Genomic DNA, 25,231 nt, shown 5'->3' on the forward strand with positions numbered 1-25,231 from the left:
GTTTATAAGCGTTCTACTGTTGAACTTAGCTTGATACCGTTAGAACCTTTGATGAGAATGGTATATCCTTTCGGTTTGTTTGCTTCCAGCTCTTTGATGACTTCCTGCACATTGGCATAAGTCTTGAAAGAGTGTTGTGCGGCTGCGAACTGTTCTCCTACGAGCCATACTTTCTCAAAATCGCTTTCTTTGATATAATCTGCAATCTTCTGATGCTCAACGGCACTTTCAGCACCCAGTTCCCTCATGTCTCCCAATATAAGCATCTTATGAGGAACTGTCATGTTGCGGAAGTTTTGCAGGGCAGCCATCATACTGGTCGGATTTGCATTATATGCGTCGATAATCAACGTGTTATCATCCGTCTTTTTGAGCTGGGAACGGTTGTTTTGCGGCGTATATTCCGCTAAAGCTTCATCAATCAATTTTGCTTCTACTCCGAAGAAACGTCCGATAGTAATGGCAGCCAAAGCGTTCGGGAAATTATATTCGCCGATAAGCTGCGTGCGGACTTGATGAATATCCCCGTCTTTGCCCGCTTTCCATTCGAAAGCAAGATAAGGGGAATTATCCGTGATGTGTCCGTTGACATACAAATCGTCCTGCGTACCATAAGAAACCAGGTTCAATCCACCAGCTATATTCATTAAATACGAATTGTCGTGATGGATGAAAACGGTAGATTCTTCTTTCTTACGGAGAAAGTCATACAATTCTCCTTTCGTCTTGATAACTCCCTCGAAAGAGCCGAATCCTTCCAGGTGAGCTTTGCCCACATTGGTGATAATACCATAATCAGGTTCGGCTATTTCACTAAGGAACTTGATTTCTCCCTGATGATTGGCTCCCATTTCAATGACGGCGAGGTCATGTTCCGGTTTCAGCCGGAGCAAAGTCGTGGGTACGCCTATGTGATTGTTGAGATTACCTAATGTATAAAGAACATAGTGAGCTTTGCAAAGAACCGAGGAAATTAATTCTTTGGTAGTCGTTTTCCCGTTTGTTCCGGTGATACCAATCACACGTGTACCGAGTTGGCGGCGATGGTAGTTGGCAAGTTGTTGCATGGTTTGCAGACAGTCGTCTACAAGTATATATCGCCGGTCGCCTTCTACGGCATATTCAGCTTCATCGACAATGGCGTATGCACACCCTGAATCCAACGCTAACTTGGCAAATGCATTACCGTTGAACGACTCGCCTTTCAAGGCGATAAACAAAGAACCGTCCGGGCAGTTCCGGCTATCAGTAGTGACTGATTGGCACTCCTGAAAAATTTGGTAAAGAGCAGCAAGTTTCATAACCTGAACTTTAATTTAAAACGCTGCAAAGATAGGCTATTCTTTCGGATTTGGCAGGAGTTCGGGCAGTTTTTTACTTAGACATGAACCAAAGGTAAAGTCAGTACCATCCGGCATCCACCGGTGTACGAAGCGTCTATTCGCAGACTACCACCTAACTTTTCTACAATCCCCCGGCTGATGGGAAGTCCGAGCCCGGTTCCCTGTGTGAAAGAGTTCGCTTTGTAGAAACGGGAGAATACCACATCCTGCTGTTCTTCCGGGATACCGATTCCCGTGTCGGTCACAGTGATTTCCAGCTTCTTTTCTGCTTCCAATACAGAATAAGCAATGCGGATACTGCCGCTAGTTGTGAATTTGGCAGCATTATGTGCCAGGTTATTCAGGGCTTGTGAAACACGTTGTGGATTACTAGAGATAAACAAATACTCTCTTTCCGGTTCGAGTAGCACTTCTACACCCGGCTGCCTGTTGTCTTTGGCTACTTCGTATGCAAGCTGACAGACCGTATTTATATCCGTCTCAGTATTTACAGGAAGCTCGTCATATTGGTCTAACTCGGATAAGGTAAGTACATCAGTGACCAGTCGAAGCAAGTCGTTACTGTTACTCTTGATGATATTGACAAACTCTTGGGTTTCCGGACTGTTACTGTAATGGTCACTCAAAACCTGCGAGAAACCTATAATAGAATTGAGCGGCGTGCGGATTTCGTGTGTCATACTTTGAATGAATGTCGTTTTCATCCGACTGTTGGCTTCTGCTATATCCCTGGCTTTGCGCAATTCTTCCCGTGAAACCGTTAATTCTTCGTTACTGGTCTTCAGTTCCGCTTCCGAAACTTTCAACTTACGGTTCAGGAAGTTCTCCCTGTACAGGAACATGAATACAATACCCAGTACAATAATCAATGAGATAATTAGCGTTGTTTTATTATGTATCTCTTTTTCCTGTGCCTGAAGCATAAGCTCCTTCTTTTCAGAATTGAGCTTCTCCACATTGAGTAAAGTGGCGAACTCGCTGCTAGCCATTTGCTCATTGGTTATTTTCAATGAATCTTCGGCCTTGATATACATTTGCAGGTATTTGGCAGCCTGGCTCATGTTGCCCATGTCGCTGTATATTTCTCCTTTTGTGCGGTAGTGGCTGCTGTTAAGCGCGCTTTCGCTAAGGCGTTGTTCCTCCATTTCCTGCCTGTCGGCGGCTTCCAGAGCTTTCTGATACTGTTTGGTCTGCTTGTAGTAAAGGCATTCCATGTTGTAGAGCCGTTTCTTGATAGATTCCAGTCTCTTGTCCTGGTCAAACTCCTGTTTACATTCCTCTAGTATATTCTCGGCAGCCGGGAAATTTTCGAATTTGCTATAATAGTTGATATACTCCAGCTTCGCAGTAATCTTTTGAATAGGAGAGTTGGCGGTTTCGATGGATTTCTCCAGCGCTTTCAATGCTTCTTTGGGCTTATCCTGATTGATATAGTAATTGGCTATTTGAGTATAAGTTTGAGAAATATTATAGTTCTCGAGCTTATATTTCTCGGTCAGTTCGATTTCTTTCAGACGCCATTCGCAGGCCATGCCATCCAGTCTTTTGACGGTGTAGATTTGAGACATGATGTTATAGCAACGGGACAGACCTGTCTTGTCGTCCTCATCCTGCGCTTCTTTCAGCATTTTTTGTGCTTCGTAGAATGCCAGGTTGGGTCTGCCTGTTTTCAGATAGTAGGTGATGAGCCTGTTGGCCCACGCGAAATAATAATATTTGGGTTGGTGGGTAGCCCGGGCGAAATTCTTCACCTTGTCGGTGTAGAAGATAACACTGTCTTCCTGCGTCCCCTGGAAATAATAATAGTCCAATTGGGTAGCAATGGCTACTGCCTGCATGCGTGTGTCATGCTGTTCGGCAGCCATATTGAACAAGGTGTCAGACATGCCGAGCACAACTGGTTCTAACAAGTATTCCTGGCAACGCTGATAATATTCATACAGAGTAGAATCAACGTTAAATGTTTCAGCCTCTTTTTGAGCTTTGGCAGAAGCTGTTAAGAACAAAAGGAAAAAAATAAATCCTACGCGAATGAGGGGTAATCGGCACATGGTATGAATTTTTCGGTTTCTTCTATTGATTGCAAATATACGTTTATTTATTATTTTTAGTGCAATACTTGCTTTTTTTATCTACATTTGTAGGCAATCTAAAAGGAATAGTATCAATGATGAAACCTATATCTCCTATTTATATAAATGTAAAAGGGCGGTTGCTCGACCTCGCTACTCCGCAGGTGATGGGTATTTTGAATGTAACTCCCGATTCTTTTTATTCCGGCAGCCGGATGCAGACCGAAGAGGACATTGCAGCCCGTGCCCGGCAAATCATTGACGAAGGTGCTTCCATTATCGATATAGGGGCTTATTCTTCCCGTCCCAACGCTGAACATATCTCTGCTGAAGAAGAAATGCGCAGGCTTCGCACCGGACTGGAAATCCTGAACCGTAACCACCCGGACGCTATTATTTCCGTAGACACTTTCCGCGCCGATGTAGCGGAACAATGTGTGAAAGAATACGGAGTCGCCATCATCAATGACATAGCTGCCGGTGAGATGGACGACCGGATGTTCCGTACAGTAGCCGAACTGGGTGTGCCCTATATCATGATGCATATGCAGGGAACGCCGCAAAGTATGCAGAAAGAACCTCATTACGACAATCTGATAAAAGAAGTCTTTCTGTATTTCGCCTGCAAAGTGCAGCAACTCCGTGACTTGGGAGCAAAAGACATTATCCTCGACCCGGGCTTCGGCTTCGGCAAAACATTGGAGCATAATTATGAACTGATGGCACACCTCGAAGAATTCAGTATTTTCGAGCTTCCGGTATTGGTCGGAGTATCCCGGAAATCAATGGTTTATAAATTATTGGGCGGAACCCCACAAGATTCGCTGAACGGGACAACTATCCTGGATACTGTTGCGTTAATGAAAGGAGCGCATATTCTCCGGGTACATGATGTACGCGAAGCAGTAGAAGCCGTCCGAATCACGGAAAAGATAAAAAAAGAAAGTTCATATAGCAAATAAAAGAAGATAGCATGTTTTTTGAATTTGGCATAAAAGATTTTATTGATATTCTGCTGGTAGCTTTGCTGTTGTACTATACCTACAAACTGATGAAAGCGTCCGGCTCCATCAAGGTTTTCACCGGCATCCTTGTTTTTATCCTGATTTGGCTGGTAGTGACCCAGGTACTGGAAATGAAACTGCTCGGCTCTATCTTCGACACATTGATGAATGTGGGTGTGATAGCCTTGATTGTCCTTTTCCAGGACGAGATACGCCGTTTCTTATTAACTTTGGGTTCTCATCGCCATGTCAGCGCGTTAGCCCGTCTTTTCAACGGTTCGAAGAAAGAAGCTTTGAAGCACGACGACATTATGCCGGTAGTTATGGCTTGTTTGAGTATGGGTAAACAAAAAGTCGGTGCATTGATTGTCATTGAACATAATGTCCCTCTAGATGAAATCGTCCGTACAGGTGAAGTTATCGACGCAGCAATTAACCAACGCTTGATTGAAAATATATTCTTCAAGAATAGTCCCTTGCATGACGGCGCGATGGTTATCAGTAAGAAACGTATCAAAGCGGCCGGATGTATCCTTCCTGTATCCCATGACTTGAATATTCCCAAAGAATTAGGATTGCGTCACCGCGCAGCTATGGGAATCTCGCAGCAATCGGATGCCCATGCTATCATTGTCTCCGAAGAAACGGGTTCCATCTCCGTAGCCTATCGCGGACAGTTCTATCTCCGTCTGAATGCGGAAGAACTGGAAAGCCTGCTGACAAAAGAAAACTGATTTTAGCTATCATATAATAATGTTCAAAAGATGAGGGTCATAAAGTAACCATCATCTTTTGACCATTGCTTTTTCTGCCTGTTTGAACCATTTTGCTTTATTTCCAACCCTTTTTGAACGATAATTATGCCCTCTCATTTAGGTGAATCGCCTACCTTTGCCGTATACTATTAAAATTCTATTTTTGAATAAACCATGAAAAACAGAATCTTTGCTTTACTGGTACTTTTTACAGTTGTTATTTTTAGTGGTGCACAGGCACAGACTACTGCCCGCAAGTTCGAGGCTGGTAAGAACACATTCTTGCTGGACGGCAAACCATTTGTGGTGAAAGCAGCCGAGCTGCATTACACCCGTATCCCGCAAGCATATTGGGACCATCGTATCGAAATGTGCAAAGCGTTGGGGATGAATACGATTTGTATTTATATCTTTTGGAATATCCATGAACAGGAAGAAGGAAAATTCAACTTCTCCGGTCAGAATGATATTGCCGCTTTCTGTCGTACCGCACAGAAACATGGCATGTATGTCATTGTCCGTCCCGGCCCGTATGTATGTGCGGAGTGGGAGATGGGCGGACTTCCCTGGTGGCTGCTGAAGAAAAAAGACGTTGCCCTGCGCACGCTCGACCCTTATTATATGGAACGTGTCGGCATCTTTATGAAAGAAGTCGGCAAGCAACTGGCTCCGCTGCAAGTGAATAAAGGCGGTAATATCATCATGGTACAGGTGGAAAACGAATACGGCTCTTACGGAACCGACAAGCCCTATGTGTCTGCCGTACGTGATTTAGTCCGCGAATCCGGTTTTACCGATGTTCCTTTGTTCCAATGCGACTGGAGCAGCAACTTCACAAACAATGCCCTTGACGACCTTATATGGACAGTGAACTTCGGAACAGGAGCCAATATTGACCAACAATTCAAGAAACTCAAGGAGCTACGCCCCGAAACTCCCCTGATGTGCAGCGAATTTTGGAGCGGTTGGTTCGACCACTGGGGACGCAAGCACGAAACGCGTCCTGCCAAAGATATGGTGCAAGGCATCAAGGATATGCTCGACCGTAATATCTCCTTCAGTCTCTATATGACTCACGGCGGAACGACCTTCGGACATTGGGGTGGTGCCAACAACCCCGCCTATTCCGCTATGTGCAGCTCCTACGATTATGATGCACCCATTAGCGAACCCGGCTGGACAACAGAGAAATACTTCCTGCTGCGCGACCTTCTGAAGAACTATCTTCCCTCCGGTGAAACCTTGCCGGAAGCTCCCGCTGCATTGCCCGTAATAGAGATTCCCGAGTTTCATTTCACCAAGGTAGCTCCGCTTTTTTCTAACTTGCCCGAACCGAAACAATCGGTAGAAATCCAACCGATGGAACAATTCAACCAGGGATGGGGAACAATCCTGTATCGTACTACTTTGTCCGAAGCCACCGCCGCAGGCACAACCCTGAAGATAACAGAAGTGCATGACTGGGCGCAGATATATGCCGACGGCAAACTCCTGGCACGTTTAGACCGTCGCAAAGGGGAGTTTACAACCCCGCTTCCCGCACTGAAGAAAGGTACACAACTGGATATTCTTGTTGAAGCTATGGGGCGTGTCAACTTCGACAAATCCATCCACGACCGGAAAGGTATCACCGAAAAGGTGGAACTTATCTCCGGCAATCAGACGAAAGATCTAAAGAATTGGACAGTGTATAACTTCCCGGTAGACTACTCTTTCATCAAAAACAAAAAGTATAACGACACCAAAATCCTGCCGACCATGCCTGCCTACTACAAGAACAGCTTTAAACTCGATAAAGTGGGAGATACCTTCCTTGACATGAGCACATGGGGCAAAGGTATGGTTTGGGTCAACGGTCACGCTATGGGACGTTTTTGGGAAATCGGTCCGCAGCAAACCCTCTTCATGCCAGGCTGCTGGCTGAAAGAAGGAGAGAACGAAATACTTGTCCTGGACTTGAAAGGCCCGGCAAAAGCCACTATCAAAGGCTTGAAGAAACCTATCCTTGATGTACTTCGTGAGAAAGCACCGGAAACACATCGCAAAGAAGGCGAAAAACTGAATCTGTCAACAGAGAAAGCCATATACGAAGGCGCCTTTACCCCGGGTAACGGCTGGCAGGAAGTGCGCTTCACAGCACCGGTGAAAGGACGTTTCTTCTGTCTCGAAGCATTGTCTCCGCAAGCAAACGATAACATTGCCGCCATTGCAGAATTTGACGTATTAGGCGTGGACGGCAAACCGGTATCCCGCGAACACTGGAAGATTCGTTACGCCGACAGCGAAGAAACCCGCAGCGGCAACCGTACTGCCGATAAGATATTCGACTTGCAGGAATCCACTTTCTGGATGACAGTGGACAATGTTGCCTATCCACATCACTTGGTTATTGACTTGAGCAAAGTAGAAACAGTAACCGGTTTCCGCTATCTGCCCCGTGCTGAAAAGAATTATCCGGGCATGATTCGTGAATATCGCGTATATGTGAAACCTGCGGATTTCAAATATTAAATAATCGTACATAAATTATCATACATCAATAATCATACACCAATTATCACCATACACCAAGCATTGAATATAAAATGAATATGAAGAAATACACCACCCTCTTGGCACTCCTTTTTATAGGAGTGCTGACTGGCTACTGCCAGCAATCCGCCTACCTGTTTGTTTACTTCACCGGAAATAAGATGAGCGAAGAAGCCATCCGGATGGGCGTCAGCCTTGACGGATATAATTATAAAGCTCTGAATGGCAACCAGCCGATACTTGATTCCCGTGTGATAAGCTCTACGGACGGAGTACGCGACCCGCATATACTGCGTTGCGAGGATGGCAAAACATTCTATATGGTGGTTACCGATATGGTATCAGGAAACGGATGGGAATCTAACCGTGCCATGATATTATTAAAGTCGAAAGACCTGGTGCACTGGACTTCCAACATTGTGAATATTCAGAAGAAATACCCCAACCAGGAAAATCTGAAACGTGTATGGGCTCCCCAAACCGTCTATGACAAGGAAGCCGGAAAATATATGGTATATTGGTCAATGAAACATGGCAACGGCGCAGATATTATTTATTATGCATACGCCAATAAGGACTTTACCGACCTCGAAGGCGAACCGAAACCCTTGTTTTTGCCGAGGAATGGAAAATCATGTATCGACGGCGACATCATCTATAAAGACGGACTTTACCACCTGTTCTACAAAACGGAAGGGGATGGAAACGGAATCAAAAAAGCGACCGCTCCCTCTCTGACTTCCGGGCAATGGCAGGAATCCAACGACTATAAACAACAGACCAAAGAAGCCGTAGAAGGCTCGGGCATCTTCCCGTTGACAGGCTCTGACAAGTACATCCTGATGTACGACGTATATATGAAAGGCAAGTACCAGTTTACAGAAAGTACCGACCTCGAAAACTTCAAAGTAATAGATCATGTCATCAGTATGGACTTCCACCCACGTCACGGCACAGTGATGCCCATCACCGAAAAAGAACTGAAACGCTTGTACAAAGCCTACGGCAAACCGCAGTTCTGATACTGGAAAATCATACATAATACTATAAAGCTGTACAAATTACTCTTGTTCGCTTGTTTCTCATACGCTTTTGAATAATAATTGGTAGATTTACACTTAAAAGTAGTTCGTTAGAACAATGAAAATCTTATCTTTGCGATTGATAATCTTAATGACGCATATACCATGAGAAATTTACTCCTACTGTCAGTTGTCTTGTTTTTATCGTTTCAACAGGTCACTTTAGCTGCAATCAGAGAAACGACGAATATTCCTGATTCAGTTTACCTTTTTTCGTATGCTACTTCCGGTGACGACGGACGCAGCGGACTTCGTTTTGCTTGGAGCATGGATAAGGAAAAATGGTTTGAAGTCGGCCGCAATTACGGCTATCTCCGTTGCGATTATAGCCGTTGGGGTTCACAGAAAAAGATGCTCGACCCTAATTTGAAGCAATCGTCCGATGGCGAATGGCTTTGTACCTGGAAGCTGAACAATCACGATGGATACGGACAAGCCACATCGAAAGACCTGATTTACTGGACTAGCCAACAATATCCCCGCACCACCTCCGACTTCGACGGAGCGAGAACCAAAGCGACCGTTGCCGGCGAAGAACAAAAAGGAACTATCAACCGCGTGGCATGGACACTGGTGGACGGATTGAATAAGGACTATGAATGGAATCAATACCGGAATACCCTTCATGCGGAACGTCCCGTTCAGGATGGCGAACGTTTCGCCGGATTGAAACCCGTAAAAGCCACAGTTACCGTACAGCCGGAACATGCAAAAGCTATTAGCGACCTGCTACTGGGAGCTTTCTTTGAAGATATTAATTATTCGGCAGATGGCGGACTCTATGCTGAACTGATTCAGAACCGTGACTTCGAATACACTCCTTCCGACCGCGAAGGGGATAAAAATTGGAACAGTACACACTCCTGGACATTAAAAGGCGATAAAACGACTTTTACGATTGATACGGTCGCTCCTATACACCGGAATAACCCGCATTATGCTGTACTGGCAATAGAACGCCCCGGTGCGGCATTGGCAAACACAGGCTTTGATGAAATCGCATTAAACAGCGGAGAGAAATATGACTTCTCTGTCTTTGCCCGTGTGCCGCAAGGTACATCCAATAGACTACAGATTCGCTTGGTAGACAGCGAAGGAAACATCTGCGGAGAAACATCCCTGAATATATCTTCCCGCCAATGGAAAACCTATAAAACGGTGATAACTGCCAAAACCACCGCCGATACCCATCTTGAAATTATCCCTCAATCGGCAGGCGAATTGCACCTGGATATGATTTCCTTATTCCCGCAAAATACGTTCAAAGGGCGTAAGAACGGGCTTCGCAAAGACCTGGCGCAAGTATTGGCGGATATTCATCCCCGCTTCATCCGTTTCCCCGGTGGCTGTGTGGCTCATGGCGACGGACTGAAAAACATTTATCAATGGAAAAACACCGTCGGCCCTCTTGAAGCACGCAAGGCGCAACGTAACCTTTGGGGCTATCATCAAAGCATGGGACTGGGGTATTACGAATATTTCCAATTCTGCGAAGATATTGATGCAGAGCCGCTTCCGGTACTTGCAGCCGGTGTCCCTTGTCAGAACTCTGCCTGCCACGGTGATTTGAGAGGCGGACAGCAAGGCGGTATCCCGATGGACGAGATGGGTGCTTATATTCAGGATATTCTTGACCTGATAGAATGGGCGAACGGTGATGCCAAAAAGACAAAATGGGGAAAAGTACGTGCCGAAGCCGGACATCCGAAACCCTTCAATCTGAAATATCTCGGAATCGGTAATGAAGACCTTATCACCGATATTTTCGAGGAACGCTTTACGATGATATTCAATGCCATCAAGGAGAAACACCCTGAAATAACAGTCGTAGGTACAGTAGGCCCCTTCAATGAAGGCACAGATTATGTGGAAGGTTGGAAATTGGCGGATAAATTAGGTATTCCGATGGTAGACGAACATTATTACCAGTCTCCGGGATGGTTCCTGCACAACCAGGACTTCTATGACAAGTATGACCGCAACAAAAAGACGAAAGTTTACCTAGGTGAGTATGCCACTCATATCCCCGGACGAAAGGCGAATATCGAAACCGCATTGACAGAAGCACTCTATCTGACTGCTTTGGAACGTAACGGTGACATAGTACACATGACTTCCTATGCCCCGCTATTGGCAAAAGAGAAACATACTCAATGGAGTCCCGATTTAATCTATTTCAATAACCGGGAAGTGAAACCTACCACCGGATACTACGTGCAGAAACTCTACGGACAGAATGCCGGAAATGAATATCTGCCGTCCAGAATTGTGCTTGACAATAAAGAAGATAAAGTACAGAAACGCTTTGCTTCTTCCATCGTTCGTGACTCGGCAAACGGAGATGTGATTGTGAAGTTAGTCAACCTGCTTCCCGTAGAGATTAATACAAGTGTAGGCCTCACCGGAATAGGCGCCGTGCAATCTTCAGCCCAAAGAACAGTATTGGCAGGCAAGCCGGCAGATACTCCGTTGCCTATAGAAGATACAATGGAAGTAGCTGAAAAATTCGACTGCCAGTTACCCGCTTATTCTTTTACAGTGATCCGGATAAAGAAGGCAAATGAGAAATCGTCACAAGATAAAGAGAAATCGTCACAACATAAATAATCAGAAACAATGGTTTATATGAAGAAACTTATAGGCACTCTATTAGCCAGTTTTTGTCTGACTTCCCTGACGGCACAGGATGTAGTTGTGAAAGGCCCGGATGAGAAACTGCAATTAGTCGTATTTACTTCTCCCACAGAAAAGCCAACCTATTTCATTACCTACAACGGAAAGCCAATGCTGGAGAAATCTCCTTTGGGTATGAACACCAATATCGGTGACTTCTCCAAAGGAATGAAACTGACAGGACACGCCGTCAGCCCGATTGATACCGTTTATCATCAGAATCGTATCAAAACCTCTCAAATCCATTATCAGGCGAACGAACTGATTTGTAACTTTGAGAACCCGAAAGGACAGAAGATGAACGTAGTCTTTCGTGTCAGCAACAACGATGTAGCTTTCCGCTACACTCTGCCCCGTCAGGATGGAAAAGGAAGCGTGACTGTTACTGCCGAAGAAACCGGATTCCGCTTCCCGCAGCAAACTACCACTTTCATGTGTCCGCAAAGTGACGCCATGATAGGATGGAAACGTACAAAACCCAGTTATGAAGAAGAATACAAAGTTGACGCACCTATGGGCGAACGTTCCCAATACGGACATGGATACACTTTCCCTTGTCTGTTTCGTGTAGGTGATGATGGCTGGGTATTAGTCAGCGAGACAGGTGTGGACAGCCGTTACTGCGGTTCGCGTTTGAGCGACGTACGTGAAGGAAACCTGTACACTGCCGCCTTCCCGATGGCGGAAGAAAACAATGGGAACGGAACAACTTCCCCGGCATTCGCGCTTCCCGGCGCTACTCCCTGGCGTACTATTACCGTTGGCGAGAACCTGAAACCGATAGTCGAGACTACGATTGCCTGGGATGTAGTAACTCCCCTCTATGAAACGAAACATGATTATCGTTTCGGACGTGGCACCTGGAGTTGGATTCTTTGGCAGGATGACAGCATCAATTATGACGACCAGGTTCGCTATATAGATTTAGCTGCCGCTATGGGGTATGAATATGCACTAATCGATAACTGGTGGGATACACGTATCGGACGTGACCGGATGAAATCTTTGATTGAATATGCCCGTAGCAAAGGCGTAGAACTGTTCTTATGGTATAGTTCTTCCGGCTATTGGAATGATATTGAACAAGGACCTGTCAACCATATGGATAACGCCATCATCCGCAAGCGTGAAATGAAATGGCTGCAAAGTCTTGGAGTGAAAGGAATCAAAGTCGATTTCTTCGGTGGCGACAAACAGGAAACGATGCGTCTGTATGAAGATATCCTCAGTGATGCCGACGACCACGGTCTGATGGTCATCTTCCACGGCTGTACCATCCCTCGCGGTTGGGAGCGTATGTATCCGAACTACGTAGGAAGCGAAGCGGTACTGGCATCCGAGAATATGGTTTTCAACCAACACTTCTGTGACGAAGAAGCCTTCAATACCTGCTTGCATCCGTTTATTCGCAATACAGTGGGGAGCATGGAGTTTGGCGGTTGTTTTCTGAATAAACGTCTGAACCGTAATAACGACGGCGGTACGACTCGCCGCACTACTGATATCTTCCAGTTGGCTACCACCGTATTGTTCCAAAATCCTGTTCAGAACTTCGCCCTTGCTCCGAATAACCTGAATGACGTTTCTTCTGTCTGCATGGACTTTATGAAAGCAGTTCCCACCACATGGGATGAAACACGCTTCATCGACGGCTATCCCGGTAAATACGTAGTCCTGGCTCGCCGTCACGGTGATACCTGGTATCTGGCCGCCGTAAATGCAGGGAAAGAACCTTTGAAATTGAAACTGGATTTAGACATGTTTGCCGGAAAAACGATATCCCTGTATAAGGATGACAAGAAAGGTGAACCGCAGCTTGTTCCGTTGAAAGTGAAAGAGAACGGTAAGGTGCAGTTGGAAATTCTTCCGCAAGGTGGTGCTGTATTGATAAACAAGTAAATAACTGCTGCAATAAGAAGAAAATAAACAATACTTTTGTTTGTCTTTTGGCTTGAAATTGTTATCTTCGTTATATTGTTTAACCATAAAAAGATAATAGCCATGAACACAAAATTATTAAGTCTTCTTATTGCACTGTTTCTGTGTTTACCATTGTCTGCCCAGCATCAGAAAGAATCTGCTCCCAGGGTCGATAGTAACGGAGTTTTTTTAACTCCTGATAAGATGCCGGAGTTCCCGGGCGGAATGCAGGCTATGATGAAATACTTGTCAACCAATGTCAAATATCCTGCTGATGCTCAGAAGCGCGGCGTTTCAGGACGTGTAATCGTACAGTTCGTCGTAATGGAAGACGGGACACTGGGGCAGGAGAAAGTTGTGCGCGGAGTAGATTCCTTGTTGGACGAAGAAGCTATACGCGTAGTGAAAGCAATGCCCCAATGGTCGCCGGGGATAGCGGACGGTAAGACGGTAAAAGTACGTTTCACGCTCCCCATCACGTTCAATCTGTCAAAAGGAAAAGACAATCATGCTCCGAATATGAATAGTATTCCCGAGCTTACCATACCTGTCGGCGAAGAAATCACTAATAAGACATTGGTAGGCGTATGGCAAAGTTGTCTCCTTCAACCTAACGCACAGGAGTATAAAGTAGCATTATTACCCATTCTGAAAGTTGTCTCTGCCGATAATACATTTATGAATATAATGACACGTGGCAGGGATGCCCGTTCGAATGCTGTTATTTTTTCCCGTGGGGAATATAGCTTACCTTCAGACAGTCTTTATATAGAGACATTGGGAAAATCCTCAGACCCTATTTTCACCGAAGGAACGGAGAATAAAATCAGTGTGGAACGCTTGCATGACAATCTGATAAAGTTATCGTTCTCAATCCCGGAGAAAGAAAAGCGATGGGTGGAATATTGGTTCCGTGTTCCGTCGCTCGATGTGAAGATGATGGCTGACTGATGATTGTTTTGAAGCGTTGTGGAATCATATGGAAATGATTGTTCGGCAAAAGTTTGGTAGAATCATTATTTATAGCGTAATTTGTGTAGCATAAAAAGTGCTACAATAATTACGCTATAAATAATTGCTTGAATATGAATGACGTAAGTAATCCTTTTTTGATTTATGCCTATGCTGGTCCTAAGTATTTCTGTGATCGGATGGAAGAAACGGAACATTTGATTTCCGCTTTACGGAATGGAAGAAATGTGACCTTAATGAGCCCCCGCCGTATGGGTAAGACCGGATTAATACAGAACGTTTTTCATCAGATACGACGGGATTATCCGGAGGCAGCTTGTTTTTACATGGATATTTTTTCTACGACATGTCTGGATGATTTTATCATTCAGTTCGGGCAGACTGTGATTGGCAAATTAGATAATTTATCGCAGAAGACGTTGGCGGCAATCAGTGGCTTCTTTAAAAGTTGCCGTTTAGTGTTTTCTCCCGATGTCTTAACGGGAGTGCCACAAGCAACTCTTGATTTTCAACCTTCCCAGGCGCAAGCGACATTGAAAGAGATTTTTGATTACTTGGAACATTCGGGAAAGGAATGTTATATCGCTATTGATGAGTTTCAGCAGATAACTGAATATCCGGTAAAAGGGGTAGAAGGCTTGTTACGCTCTTACATCCAATTTTTACCTCATGTACATTTCATTTTCTCAGGAAGCAAACAACATCTTATGGCAGAAATGTTTGGTTCGGCGAAACGTCCTTTTTACCGGAGTACGGAAAATATGAATCTGGCACCAATCCCTTTGGAACATTATTCTCTTTTTGCCATACGTTGGATGCAGGCAGGAGGAAAAGAATTGAGTGATGGACTTTTTCAGATGATTTATCAACGGTTTAATGGTCATACATGGTATATCCAGTATGTACTGAACCGACTTTATGAACAAAGGGAGACTGTTTTGAATGAAACCATATTTGAGAAATGTTTGGCGGATATAGTTCGTTCCGAGGTGGATGAATACCAGCGTTTATATGGTATGTTGACCGAAAATCAGTCAACTTTGTTGCGCGCTATCGCCCGGGAGCAGTTCGTAGCAGCTATTAATAGTTCCATATTTATTAAAAAGTATGGATTGAAAGGTTCGAGTAGTATTAATGCAGCTCTTAAATTTCTGATTAATAAAGAATATGTGTTTAAGGCGGAAGAGGGATATTGTGTATACGACCGTTTTATGGAATTGTGGTTGCAAACATTACCTTATGCTGGTATACTAAAATAATCATATTCAAGAAAATACCCTTCACCTTTCACAATGCCCTATTCATCGGCATTAGCGGGTGAAGGGCAGGTCTTTACCTTTCTTTCACCACTCTTTCATCTTTTCCTTCTCGTTCTTCACCCATAACTATATATACTGGATATCTTCTTAATGGAAGCCGGATATAACAAGTAATCGGGGCAGAAGTAGTAATAGATAACCTCTTGTCCCTTATAGATAAACTTCTTATCTATAAGGTCTAAACTTCCTTTCTATAGGAACTAAACTTCTTTTTGATTACGAGTAAACTATAAACGCAATCTTTGTTTTTATAAATGAAACCTTCATTTATAAAAATGCAAGCTTTGATTTTATAAATGCAACTTGCATTTATAGATTACAATTAGTAAAGATGAACTTTATATACTGAGGATAAGAAGTTTACCTATAATATACAGGAAGTTTGTTAGTAATGAATCAGAGTCAGGCTGCTAATGGTTGGGGAAGACTACGTAGGGGAATCATATACAGCCTGAAAAAGAGAGGAGTGTGGGTGGAAAGCGGTGAGAGTTTCCGAGATGGCAAGTGGAAAATGAATGAAGGGTAGAAAGGCTGGGGTGAAGGGTAGGTGAAAGGCTACCCTTCACCCTTTGATGCCGATGAACAGGGCATCGTGAAAGGTGAAGGGCATTTCTGAAAAAATGAATAATAAGTGCTTGGAAATTCTTCCGGCCTTACTACTGTCTATTTCTAGTACAAAGGAATATGGGAAATCTTCAGCATTGGCATCCGATAAACTTTAATTCTTGAGGAACCCGTTATCTTCCCATTTTTCTGTATCTTGAGGAACTGCTAATGAAACCAAAGACTATATTTAAGGTGTAGGGACTACGGGACGAATCGTTCCGTCTCCGTTGAACTCCATCCGATCTATGCAGACTTCCCGGTGCCATCCCGGTCCATTCTTCAGGAACTCTTTATTAATACGATGATAAACGATAAACCACCTGTCTTTCTTGGGAATTTGCAGAACAGAGCAATGCGCCGGACCATAGATTTCATTTTCGGGCGATTGTATCAGAATGACAGGCTCTTTGGCCACCTGGATAGGGCCTAACGGAGAATTGGCGGTACCATAAGCCACATGATAATTCGGTGAACCGGTATCATCCACAGACCAAAGGAAATAGTAGATACCTTTCCGATAGAATACATAAGGCGCTTCGCGGAAAGCATACGTTTCCAAAGTACCGCCTTCGGGCGTCATCACTTTGACAGTCTCGTCTTTGATAGACACCATATCTTCGTTCAATTCGGCACCTGCCATATATCCATTCCCCCAATAAAGGAAACTCTTGCCGGATACGGGGTCGGTGAATACATCCACATCAATCTGCTGTCCTCGTCCTACAGGAGAAGAAGTAATGAGCGGTTTCCCTAAATCCGTGAAAGGGCCGGTAGGCGAGTCGGCTATAGCTACGCCTATTTGTTTGCCTTGATTGGTGGCAGGATTCGCACTGTAATAAAAGAAATATTTATATTTTCCGTCTATCTTTTTCTCTTCGATGCAGGGTGCCCACGCATTACCGTTCGCCCATGCTACATCCTTGTTCATATCCAGTATCACCTTTTCTTCTTTCCAATCCTTTAATTCTTTCGATGAAAAGACCTTGAAATAACTTCCGCCCCATCCGGGAAAACCGTCACTTGTGGGATAGATATAGTAACGCTTGGTTTGTTGGGAATATAAAACTTCCGGGTCGGCATGGAAACCGGGTAAAACAGGATTACGAAACCCTTTTTGTGCTATGGCTTCTGATGCTCCGATAAGACACAGACAAAGAAAAAATGTTTTGAAAAATAGATGTTTCATATTCTTGATGGTAACTTTGGTTTAATGGAACAAAAATAGCCTTTTCTTTTTTATATTTTGGTTACATATACGTCAAAGAGGGAAGAATATCATTCAAATATCATCATAGAGACGCATAAAGGATAAATGATATCATATTCTTATCGTATTTGCACTTTATACAGACAAAAAAGACCGATAATTCCACATCTTTGCAATTTGAATCTTCTATATTTGTAACTGTTACTAATCTAGGAGAGATATGAAAAATACAGCAAGTATGTATGCTTGTTTTAAGAGAACAGTATTGTTTTTTATTTTACAGTTGATAGTTATGGAGTTTCATGCTGCCATACCTTCATATGCTGTAACTTCCCATTTTAATTTTAAGCAACTCACCATATTCAATAGCCTTCTCACGGATGAAGTGCAGAAAGTTTATCAGGACAAGGATGGATTTATGTGGTTTGCCACCCGTTATGGCTTTTTCAAGTACGACGGTTACCGGACTACGCTTTATAAATCCAACCTGTATTCTCCCGGCTTGCTTACCAATAACAATATTTATTGCCTGGGCGATGATAATGATTTCAATCTTTGGATTGGTACTCAGGAAGGGTTGAACGTACTGAACAAGAAAACCGGTGAGATACGTAAATTCCTGTCCCCCGTCATTCCCAACAACATCGTTTCCTGTTTATTGGTGACGCGGGACAATAGCGTTTGGATAGGAACTGATTCCGGCCTCTGCCGGTATATAGCCGAACGCGATTCTTTTGCCGTGTACGGAGCGGAAGCGTCCGGCGGAGTGTTGAACTATACAGCCATCAAGTCATTGTACGAAGATTCCGAAGGGGACTTGTGGATTGGAACCTGGGAAGCGGGGCTTTATCGGTATTCACCGGGTGAAGAAAAGTTTTATGCTTATCCTGCCATAAACGACCGTAATTCGGCTCATGTAATCTATGAAGATTGCTATAAAAATATTTGGGTGGGCAGTTGGGCGCAGGGGCTTTTCAAAGTCTTGAATCCTAAAGACATGGAGCACGTTTCTTATGTCAACTATACACACAAGACAGGCGACGCAAATTCCCTGTCGGACAATATCGTTTATGATATTTCGGAAGATGCCTATACAAACACATTGTGGATTGGTACGCGTAGCGGCCTTAGTGTAATGGAACATGAAAAACCGGGAGTCTTTATCAATTACAATTCGAGGAATTCTCTTTATCATATCCCTTGTGATGAAATCAATTCTATCTTTCGGGATAGCTTTGGCAATATGTGGCTGGGCTCCATCGGAGGCGGTGTCCTGATGACCGATACTTACGAACCTCTATTTATCCGCCATAGTCTCAACCTTCAGGACGAGGACATTCCTACCACATCGGTGAAAGCCTTGTTTGTAGACTCTGAACGCAATATCTGGCTGGGAATAGGAACCTACGGACTCGCCTGCCAGGACTATACCACAGGTGAACTGACGCTCTATTCGCATATGCCCGAATTTGCCGATATAGCATCCGTGCCGACGATAAATTCCATCATCCAACGGAGAAACGGAGAAATATGGTTCGGTACTTATGACGGCGGACTTTTCATTTACCGCAAAGGCGAGAAAGTAAAGAACCTGCTTCCTAATGATTGTGACTTCATAGGCACTTCTTGTGTATCCGCCCTTTACGAAGACGAAGCCGGCAACTGTTGGGTAGGTACTCGCGGAAGTCTTGGGATAAGAATGGCAGACGGCAATGGGTATAAATTCGGATGGATGGATTTCGGCGACGGTTATTCTACGAATTGGATTTTTGTGAAAGATATAATAGAAGATAAAGACCATAGCATATGGATAGCCACGTCAAACTTCGGAATTATCCATATTACAGGTGATTTCAGCCAGCCTTCCACATTGAAATACGCCAATTATAGCTTTCGTAATGGCAAATTACTGACTAACACCGTACTGTGTCTTTTCACCGACCAGCTTGGCAGATTATGGGCCGGAACGGAAGGGGGCGGACTGTACCTCTACAACCGTGAAAAACAGTTTTTTGAAGAAAAGAACCGTGAATATAACATTCCGGGCGATATGGTGGGAAGCATTGAAGAAGATAAGAAAGGGAATCTTTGGCTGGGTACGAATGCCGGACTCGTGAAGCTGAGTGTACAGACAGCAGGAAAAGAACCTTCCGTCCGGGTATATACGGCAGCCGACGGATTGCAGGATAATTTCTTTATCGCCCAATCTTCCTGCAACTGGGACGGAGAACTTTTTTTCGGTGGATACAAAGGATATAACAGTTTCTTCCCCGACCATATGGAAGACCGCCAATGCGAAGTTCCCTTCCTGATTACGGATATTAAAATCTACAATCGCTCTTTCAATACACTTCCACAGGAAGTCCGGCAGCGGATTTCTCCCTATATGCCCTCTTTCACCGAACGGATAGAACTGCCGCATGAATACAATAATTTCAGTATAGAGTTTGCCGCGCTCACTTATAAGAATCCTGAATTGAATCAATATGCGTATCGACTGGATGGCTTCGAAAAGGAGTGGCAATACACCAATGCCGAACGGCGTTTTGCTTACTACAACAATCTGAAAAGCGGTACTTATAAATTCCAGTTGAAAGCCGCCAACGAGAACGGAATGTGGAGCGGCTATATCCGTGAGTTGACCGTCGTGGTACTTCCTCCCTTTTGGGCGACCTGGTGGGCTTACCTTATTTATATAACCATCGTACTCATTATCGGCTTCTATCTGTATCGTGCAGCCAAGAATCGTATGCTATTGCGAAACGAACTTCGCTTGCGTAAAATGGAAAAGGCAAAAGCGGAAGAGTTGAATCATGCCAAGTTGCAGTTCTTCACCAACATTACTCATGAATTACTGACGCCGCTGACTATCATTTCCGCCACAGTGGACGAGCTGAAAGTTCAGGCTCCCGACCATAACGACCTTTATTCTGTAATGAGCAGTAATATCCGCCGGTTGATTCGACTTTTGCAGCAGATACTGGAATTTCGCAAGGCAGAGACAGGCAATCTCAAACTCCGTGTATCGCCGGGTGACATTGCGGCTTTTGTCAGGAACGAAGCCGAGAGTTTCCAACCATTAATAAAAAAGAGGAAGATACACTTCTCCGTTATCTGTGACCCGGATTCCGTCATCGGCTATTTCGACCCGGACAAACTGGATAAGATTATCTATAATCTTCTTTCCAACGCAGCCAAGTATAACCGTGAGAATGGATATATACAGATAAATCTTTCGTATGCGGACAATCAGGATTTTATTCTTCTCCGCATCAGAGACAATGGGAAAGGCATCGCGAAAGAAAAGCAGAAAACCCTCTTCCAACGTTTCTATGAGGGTGATTACCGGCGGTCGAACACCATCGGTACGGGTATCGGGCTTTCTCTGGTCAAAGACCTGGTAGAGTTGCACGGCGGAACCATCACTGTGGAAAGTGAAATGGACAGAGGTACGGAATTTATTGTCATGCTGCCTATCGACCGTTCTTATTTTGAAGAAGAGCAGATAGATGATGAAGCGATTCTTCCCGTACAGAAAGTGATTGATTATGAAGAACCGGAAGAAGTTGTTCATGTTCCCTCTGCCGGCAATGAAGAAAACACGATTCTGCTGGTAGAAGATAATGAAGAATTGTTGCAGTTGATGGTGAAACTTCTGAAGCGTGATTACAATGTTTTCACTGCCGAGAACGGGAAAGAGGCTATTGTCGTTTTAGAGAATGAAGACATCGACCTGATTGTCTCGGATGTGATGATGCCTGAGATGGATGGTATCGAGTTCTGCAAATATGTGAAAGGAAAATTGGAGATCAGCCATATCCCGGTGATTCTGCTGACCGCTAAAAATAAGGAAGAAGACCGTGCGGAAGCCTACGAAGTAGGAGCAGATGCCTTTATCAGCAAACCGTTTAATCTGACAGTGCTTCATGCCCGCATCCGCAATTTATTGAAATACAAGGAAAGAATGGCGCATGACTTCAAGAACCAACTCGTTTTTGAAGTGAAGGATTTGAACTATACCAGTCTTGATGAGGATTTTATGCAACGCGCCATCGACTGTGTGAATAATCATTTAGATGATTGCGACTTCGACCAGCCGCAGTTTGCCGAAGAAATGAGAACCAGTAAATCTACCTTATATAAGAAGTTGAAGTCCTTGACGGGACTCAATACGTCTGCCTTTATCCGTAATGTTCGCCTGAAGGCAGCTTGCCGGATTATGGAAGAAAAAGGAACGGCAGTACGCGTATCCGAATTAGCGTATGCGGTAGGATTTAATGACCCCAAATATTTCAGTTCCTGCTTCAAGAAAGAATTCGGAATGTTACCTTCCGAATATATCGAACGTTTTATTCAGAATGAAGAGAAGGATTGATTCCTTCTCTTTTATTTGTCCGGTATATTGCCGTCGTGAGAGGGCTTTTTATGTCGAATTATCATTCAATTTAGTGGAATATCTAAAATTCAACCTCGAATAAGTATGATTGGAGTCCGGTTGGAGGGCGATTGCCTATGTTTGCAGTGGTTGTTCGAGATAGAAGAGCCACGTAGTTTATTTAATGTTTAATCTTAATGTTTATACTAAATGGAAAAACAAAAGACCTTCCATGAAAGACAAGTGGGAAATAAATATCGGTTGGTTCCGGTAGTGCTCTCATTGTTCTTATTTCTTTTGATTCCTCTGAAAGGCTATAGTGACGAAAGTCCGATGCCGGAGGTAGTGCAACAAAACTCCAAAGTAAAAGGTACGGTGAAAGATGCTCATGGGGAGCCTGTCATTGGAGCGAATGTGACGGTAGTGGGTACTTCCAGTGGCTCGATTACCGATATGGATGGAAACTTCTCTGTGGATGCGGCGCCGGGCGCGAAAATTAAAGTTAGTTTTATAGGTTACAAAGACCAGATAGTAACCGTTAGAAAAGGTATTAGTCTCAATATAGTATTAGAAGAAGACGCGTTGTCACTGGGAGAAGTTGAAGTCGTAGCTTACGGTGTGCAGAAGAAAGTATCCATTACGGGTGCTATCTCCTCCATGAAAGGAGATGATTTGTTGAAAACTCCTGCGGGTTCTATTTCCAATATTCTGTCCGGTCAGGTGACGGGTATTTCTTCTGTGCAGTATTCCGGTGAGCCGGGTGCCGATGCTGCCGATATCTATGTGCGTGGTATTGCTACATGGCAAGATGCCTCTCCGTTGATTCAGGTGGATGGCGTAGAACGTGATATGTCGCAAATCGACCCCAATGAAATTGAAAGTGTGACTATTCTTAAAGACGCTTCAGCTACGGCGGTATTTGGTGTGCGTGGAGCGAATGGTGTAATTCTTATCACAACCAAGCGTGGTGCACAGGGAAAGGCTAAAGTTTCTTTCTCTACTTCAGTCGGTGTGAACCTGCGTACGAAGGAATTGGAATTTGCCAATTCCTACCAGTATGCTTCTTATTATAATATGATGAAAGTTGGCGACGGTGGTAATCCTGTTTTCACAGACGACCAGCTTACTACTTTTCGTGACCAGACCAATCCTTTGCTCTATCCGGATATTAACTGGATTGATTATTGTATGAATAAGGCTGCTTTCCAGTCGCAACACAATGTCAATATCTCCGGTGGTACGGATAATATGCGCTATTTTGTGTCCGCAGGTATGTTTACCCAAGGCGGTATGTTCAAGCAGTTCAATGCCGGTGAAGATTTCGACTTCGATTATAAGCGTTATAATTATCGTGCGAATCTGGACTTTGATGTCACTAAGACCACACTGCTTTCGGTGAATATCGGCGGTCGTATCGAAGTGAAACGTACTCCCGAATCGGGAGAAGACCAAAACCAGTTGTTCCGTAAACTTTACTGGGCGGTTCCTTTTGCGGGTGCCGGTATCGTAGATGGTAATCGGGTGGTGTCCAACTCGACATATCTCCCGTTTACAGGCGCCGATGGGTTGAACTCTTATTATGGCAAAGGTTTCCGTACATTGACAACCAATGTGTTGAATCTTGACTTAATTCTCGACCAGAAACTGGATTTCATAACGAAGGGACTCTCTGTTAAACTGAAAGGGTCATACAACTCAGAATATGCGACTACAAAGAAAGCCACTTCTTCCATTGCTTACTATGTGCCGGTTACTGACGACAAAGGTGCCGTTACTTTCCGTAAAGAAGGAAGCGACAGTCAGTTGAGTTATAGCGATGGCGATTTCGGCAAGGCGCGTGACTGGTATATGGAGTTAGCTTTAAGCTACAACCGCAAATTTGGCGATCACAATGTAAGCGGACTTGTGCTTTACAATCAATCGAAGAAATATTATCCGGGCGGAACGTATTCTTATATTCCTTCAGGCTATGTAGGTCTTGTAGGACGCGTCACCTATGACTGGAAAACACGCTATATGGCGGAATTCAACGCAGGTTACAATGGTTCCGAGAACTTTGCTCCCGGTAATCGTTACGGTTTCTTCCCTGCAGGTTCAGTAGGATGGGTTGTTAGTGAAGAACCTTTCTTCGCCCCTTTGAAGAAAACATTGAATTATCTTAAAGTCCGCGCGTCAGTTGGTATGGTAGGTAATGACAAGATGGGAAGTACACGCTTCTTGTATCTACCCGGTTCTTATGGTTACGGTTCGGGAAGCAATCAGAATACTCACGGATATTATTTCGGACAGAACGTAAATGCCATCAAGCCTGGTGCGTATGAGGCTACTAGCTCAAATCCGGACGCTACATGGGAGACTTCAGTCAAGCAAAACTATGGTATCGACCTAACTATCTTAAATGAGCGTTTGAGTATTTCCGCCGATTATTTTGTAGAAAATCGTAAGGATATTCTAGTTGAACCGGATTACCTTCCTTCTATATTAGGTATGACACTTCCGGTTGTCAATGTAGGTAAGGCGAAGAATGAAGGTGTTGAACTGCAATTGAAGTGGAATGATAATCTAAATAAAGAGTTCCGTTATTGGGCTAACTTTAACCTCTCTTATGCAACCAACAAGATTGTATATATGAATGAAGTAGCTCAGGATGAACCGTGGATGTATAAGACAGGACGCCGTATCGGTTCACGTTCGATGTATAAATTCTGGGGATTTTATGATGAAACGGCTGATATACGCCATCAAGAAGAATTCGGACGCGCCATTGCCGACCATGGAATTACTTTATCACCGGGTGATGCAGTGTATGTAGACCTGAATGGTGATGGAAAAATAAATGGTAATGACTATACACGTAATATCGGTTTCACGGATGTACCGGAATATACCGCAGGTTTGAATGTAGGATTCTCCTGGAAGAATTTCGACTTCTCCATGCAGTGGACGGGTGCCTGGAATGTAGACCGTATGTTGAGTGAGTTCAGACAACCGCTAGGTGATACGCAGCAGAAAGGTTTGTTGCTCTATCAATATGAAAACACATGGCGTTCTTCCGAAGATACTTTCACTGCAAAGTTTCCGCGTATAACGGAAAGCCATTCGAAGAATAACTATGCCGGTTCTGATTTGTATCTGATTAACGCGAGTTACTTGCGTCTGAAAAATGTAGAGATTGGCTATAACTTCGATTTCTCTTTTATGAAGAAACTCAAGTTGAGTAATTGCCGCTTGTATGTGAATGGTTACAACCTGCTGACTTTCACGGGATATGACTGGGGAGACCCGGAAAATCGTCAGAGTGACCGTCCTAACTATCCGCTCACCCGTGTATTTAATATCGGTTTGAAGTTAGGATTCTAATATCTTCATTT

General features: G+C 44.1%; 14 protein-coding genes. 11 read left to right on the forward strand and 3 right to left on the reverse strand.

Features of this window, described 5'->3' with window-relative positions:
* Positions 1–2: 2 nt before the first annotated feature.
* A complete protein-coding gene (gene murF / locus HC965_RS16955; RefSeq protein WP_191032565.1) occupies positions 3–1,301 on the reverse strand; it encodes a UDP-N-acetylmuramoyl-tripeptide--D-alanyl-D-alanine ligase in 1,299 nt (432 codons plus the stop codon).
* A 77-nt stretch (positions 1,302–1,378) separates the two neighbouring features.
* Entirely contained in the window at positions 1,379–3,394 is a 2,016-nt protein-coding gene (locus HC965_RS16960; protein WP_191032566.1) for an ATP-binding protein, read from the reverse strand.
* A 116-nt stretch (positions 3,395–3,510) separates the two neighbouring features.
* On the opposite strand from HC965_RS16960, the gene folP reads away from it, so the two are divergent.
* The 9 genes from folP (at position 3,511) to HC965_RS26780 (ending at position 16,198) form a co-directional block, all read left to right on the forward strand.
* The gene (folP, locus tag HC965_RS16965; RefSeq protein ID WP_191032567.1) at positions 3,511–4,377 is read left to right on the forward strand and encodes a dihydropteroate synthase; all 867 of its coding nucleotides are present in this window, start codon (positions 3,511–3,513) and stop codon (positions 4,375–4,377) included.
* 11 nt (positions 4,378–4,388) lie between these two features.
* On the forward strand, positions 4,389–5,153 hold the full coding sequence (gene cdaA, locus HC965_RS16970; RefSeq protein WP_191032568.1) for a diadenylate cyclase CdaA: 765 nt from the start codon (positions 4,389–4,391) through the stop codon (positions 5,151–5,153).
* Between the two features lie 195 nt (positions 5,154–5,348).
* Positions 5,349–7,685, forward strand: coding sequence for a beta-galactosidase (locus HC965_RS16975; RefSeq protein WP_191032569.1), 2,337 nt, complete (start codon positions 5,349–5,351; stop codon positions 7,683–7,685).
* Positions 7,686–7,759: 74 nt separating this feature from the next.
* Entirely contained in the window at positions 7,760–8,728 is a 969-nt protein-coding gene (locus HC965_RS16980) for a glycoside hydrolase family 43 protein (RefSeq protein WP_191032570.1), read from the forward strand.
* Positions 8,729–8,893: 165 nt separating this feature from the next.
* On the forward strand, positions 8,894–11,395 hold the full coding sequence (locus HC965_RS16985) for an alpha-L-arabinofuranosidase C-terminal domain-containing protein (RefSeq protein WP_191032571.1): 2,502 nt from the start codon (positions 8,894–8,896) through the stop codon (positions 11,393–11,395).
* Positions 11,396–11,413: 18 nt separating this feature from the next.
* A complete protein-coding gene (locus HC965_RS16990; RefSeq protein WP_191032572.1) occupies positions 11,414–13,360 on the forward strand; it encodes a glycoside hydrolase family 97 protein in 1,947 nt (648 codons plus the stop codon).
* A gap of 102 nt (positions 13,361–13,462) precedes the next feature.
* On the forward strand, positions 13,463–14,332 hold the full coding sequence (locus tag HC965_RS16995; protein WP_191032573.1) for a TonB family protein: 870 nt from the start codon (positions 13,463–13,465) through the stop codon (positions 14,330–14,332).
* Between the two features lie 134 nt (positions 14,333–14,466).
* The gene (locus HC965_RS17000; RefSeq protein ID WP_191032574.1) at positions 14,467–15,612 is read left to right on the forward strand and encodes an ATP-binding protein; all 1,146 of its coding nucleotides are present in this window, start codon (positions 14,467–14,469) and stop codon (positions 15,610–15,612) included.
* Positions 15,613–16,063: 451 nt separating this feature from the next.
* Complete coding sequence (locus HC965_RS26780; protein ID WP_255508747.1) at positions 16,064–16,198, forward strand: hypothetical protein; 135 nt, start codon at positions 16,064–16,066, stop codon at positions 16,196–16,198.
* A 267-nt stretch (positions 16,199–16,465) separates the two neighbouring features.
* Here HC965_RS26780 and HC965_RS17005 read toward each other — a convergent pair whose 3' ends face one another.
* Positions 16,466–17,464, reverse strand: coding sequence for a family 43 glycosylhydrolase (locus HC965_RS17005; RefSeq protein ID WP_191032575.1), 999 nt, complete (start codon positions 17,462–17,464; stop codon positions 16,466–16,468).
* A gap of 241 nt (positions 17,465–17,705) precedes the next feature.
* On the opposite strand from HC965_RS17005, the gene HC965_RS17010 reads away from it, so the two are divergent.
* Together HC965_RS17010 and HC965_RS17015 are read left to right on the forward strand one after the other, a co-directional pair.
* Positions 17,706–21,860, forward strand: a complete 4,155-nt coding sequence (locus tag HC965_RS17010; protein WP_191032576.1) for a hybrid sensor histidine kinase/response regulator transcription factor — start codon at positions 17,706–17,708, stop codon at positions 21,858–21,860.
* A 210-nt stretch (positions 21,861–22,070) separates the two neighbouring features.
* The gene (locus HC965_RS17015; protein WP_191032577.1) at positions 22,071–25,220 is read left to right on the forward strand and encodes a TonB-dependent receptor; all 3,150 of its coding nucleotides are present in this window, start codon (positions 22,071–22,073) and stop codon (positions 25,218–25,220) included.
* Positions 25,221–25,231 lie beyond the last annotated feature (11 nt).

Source organism: Bacteroides sp. GM023 (assembly GCF_014750685.1).
Taxonomy (GTDB): Bacteria; Bacteroidota; Bacteroidia; order Bacteroidales; family Bacteroidaceae; genus Bacteroides.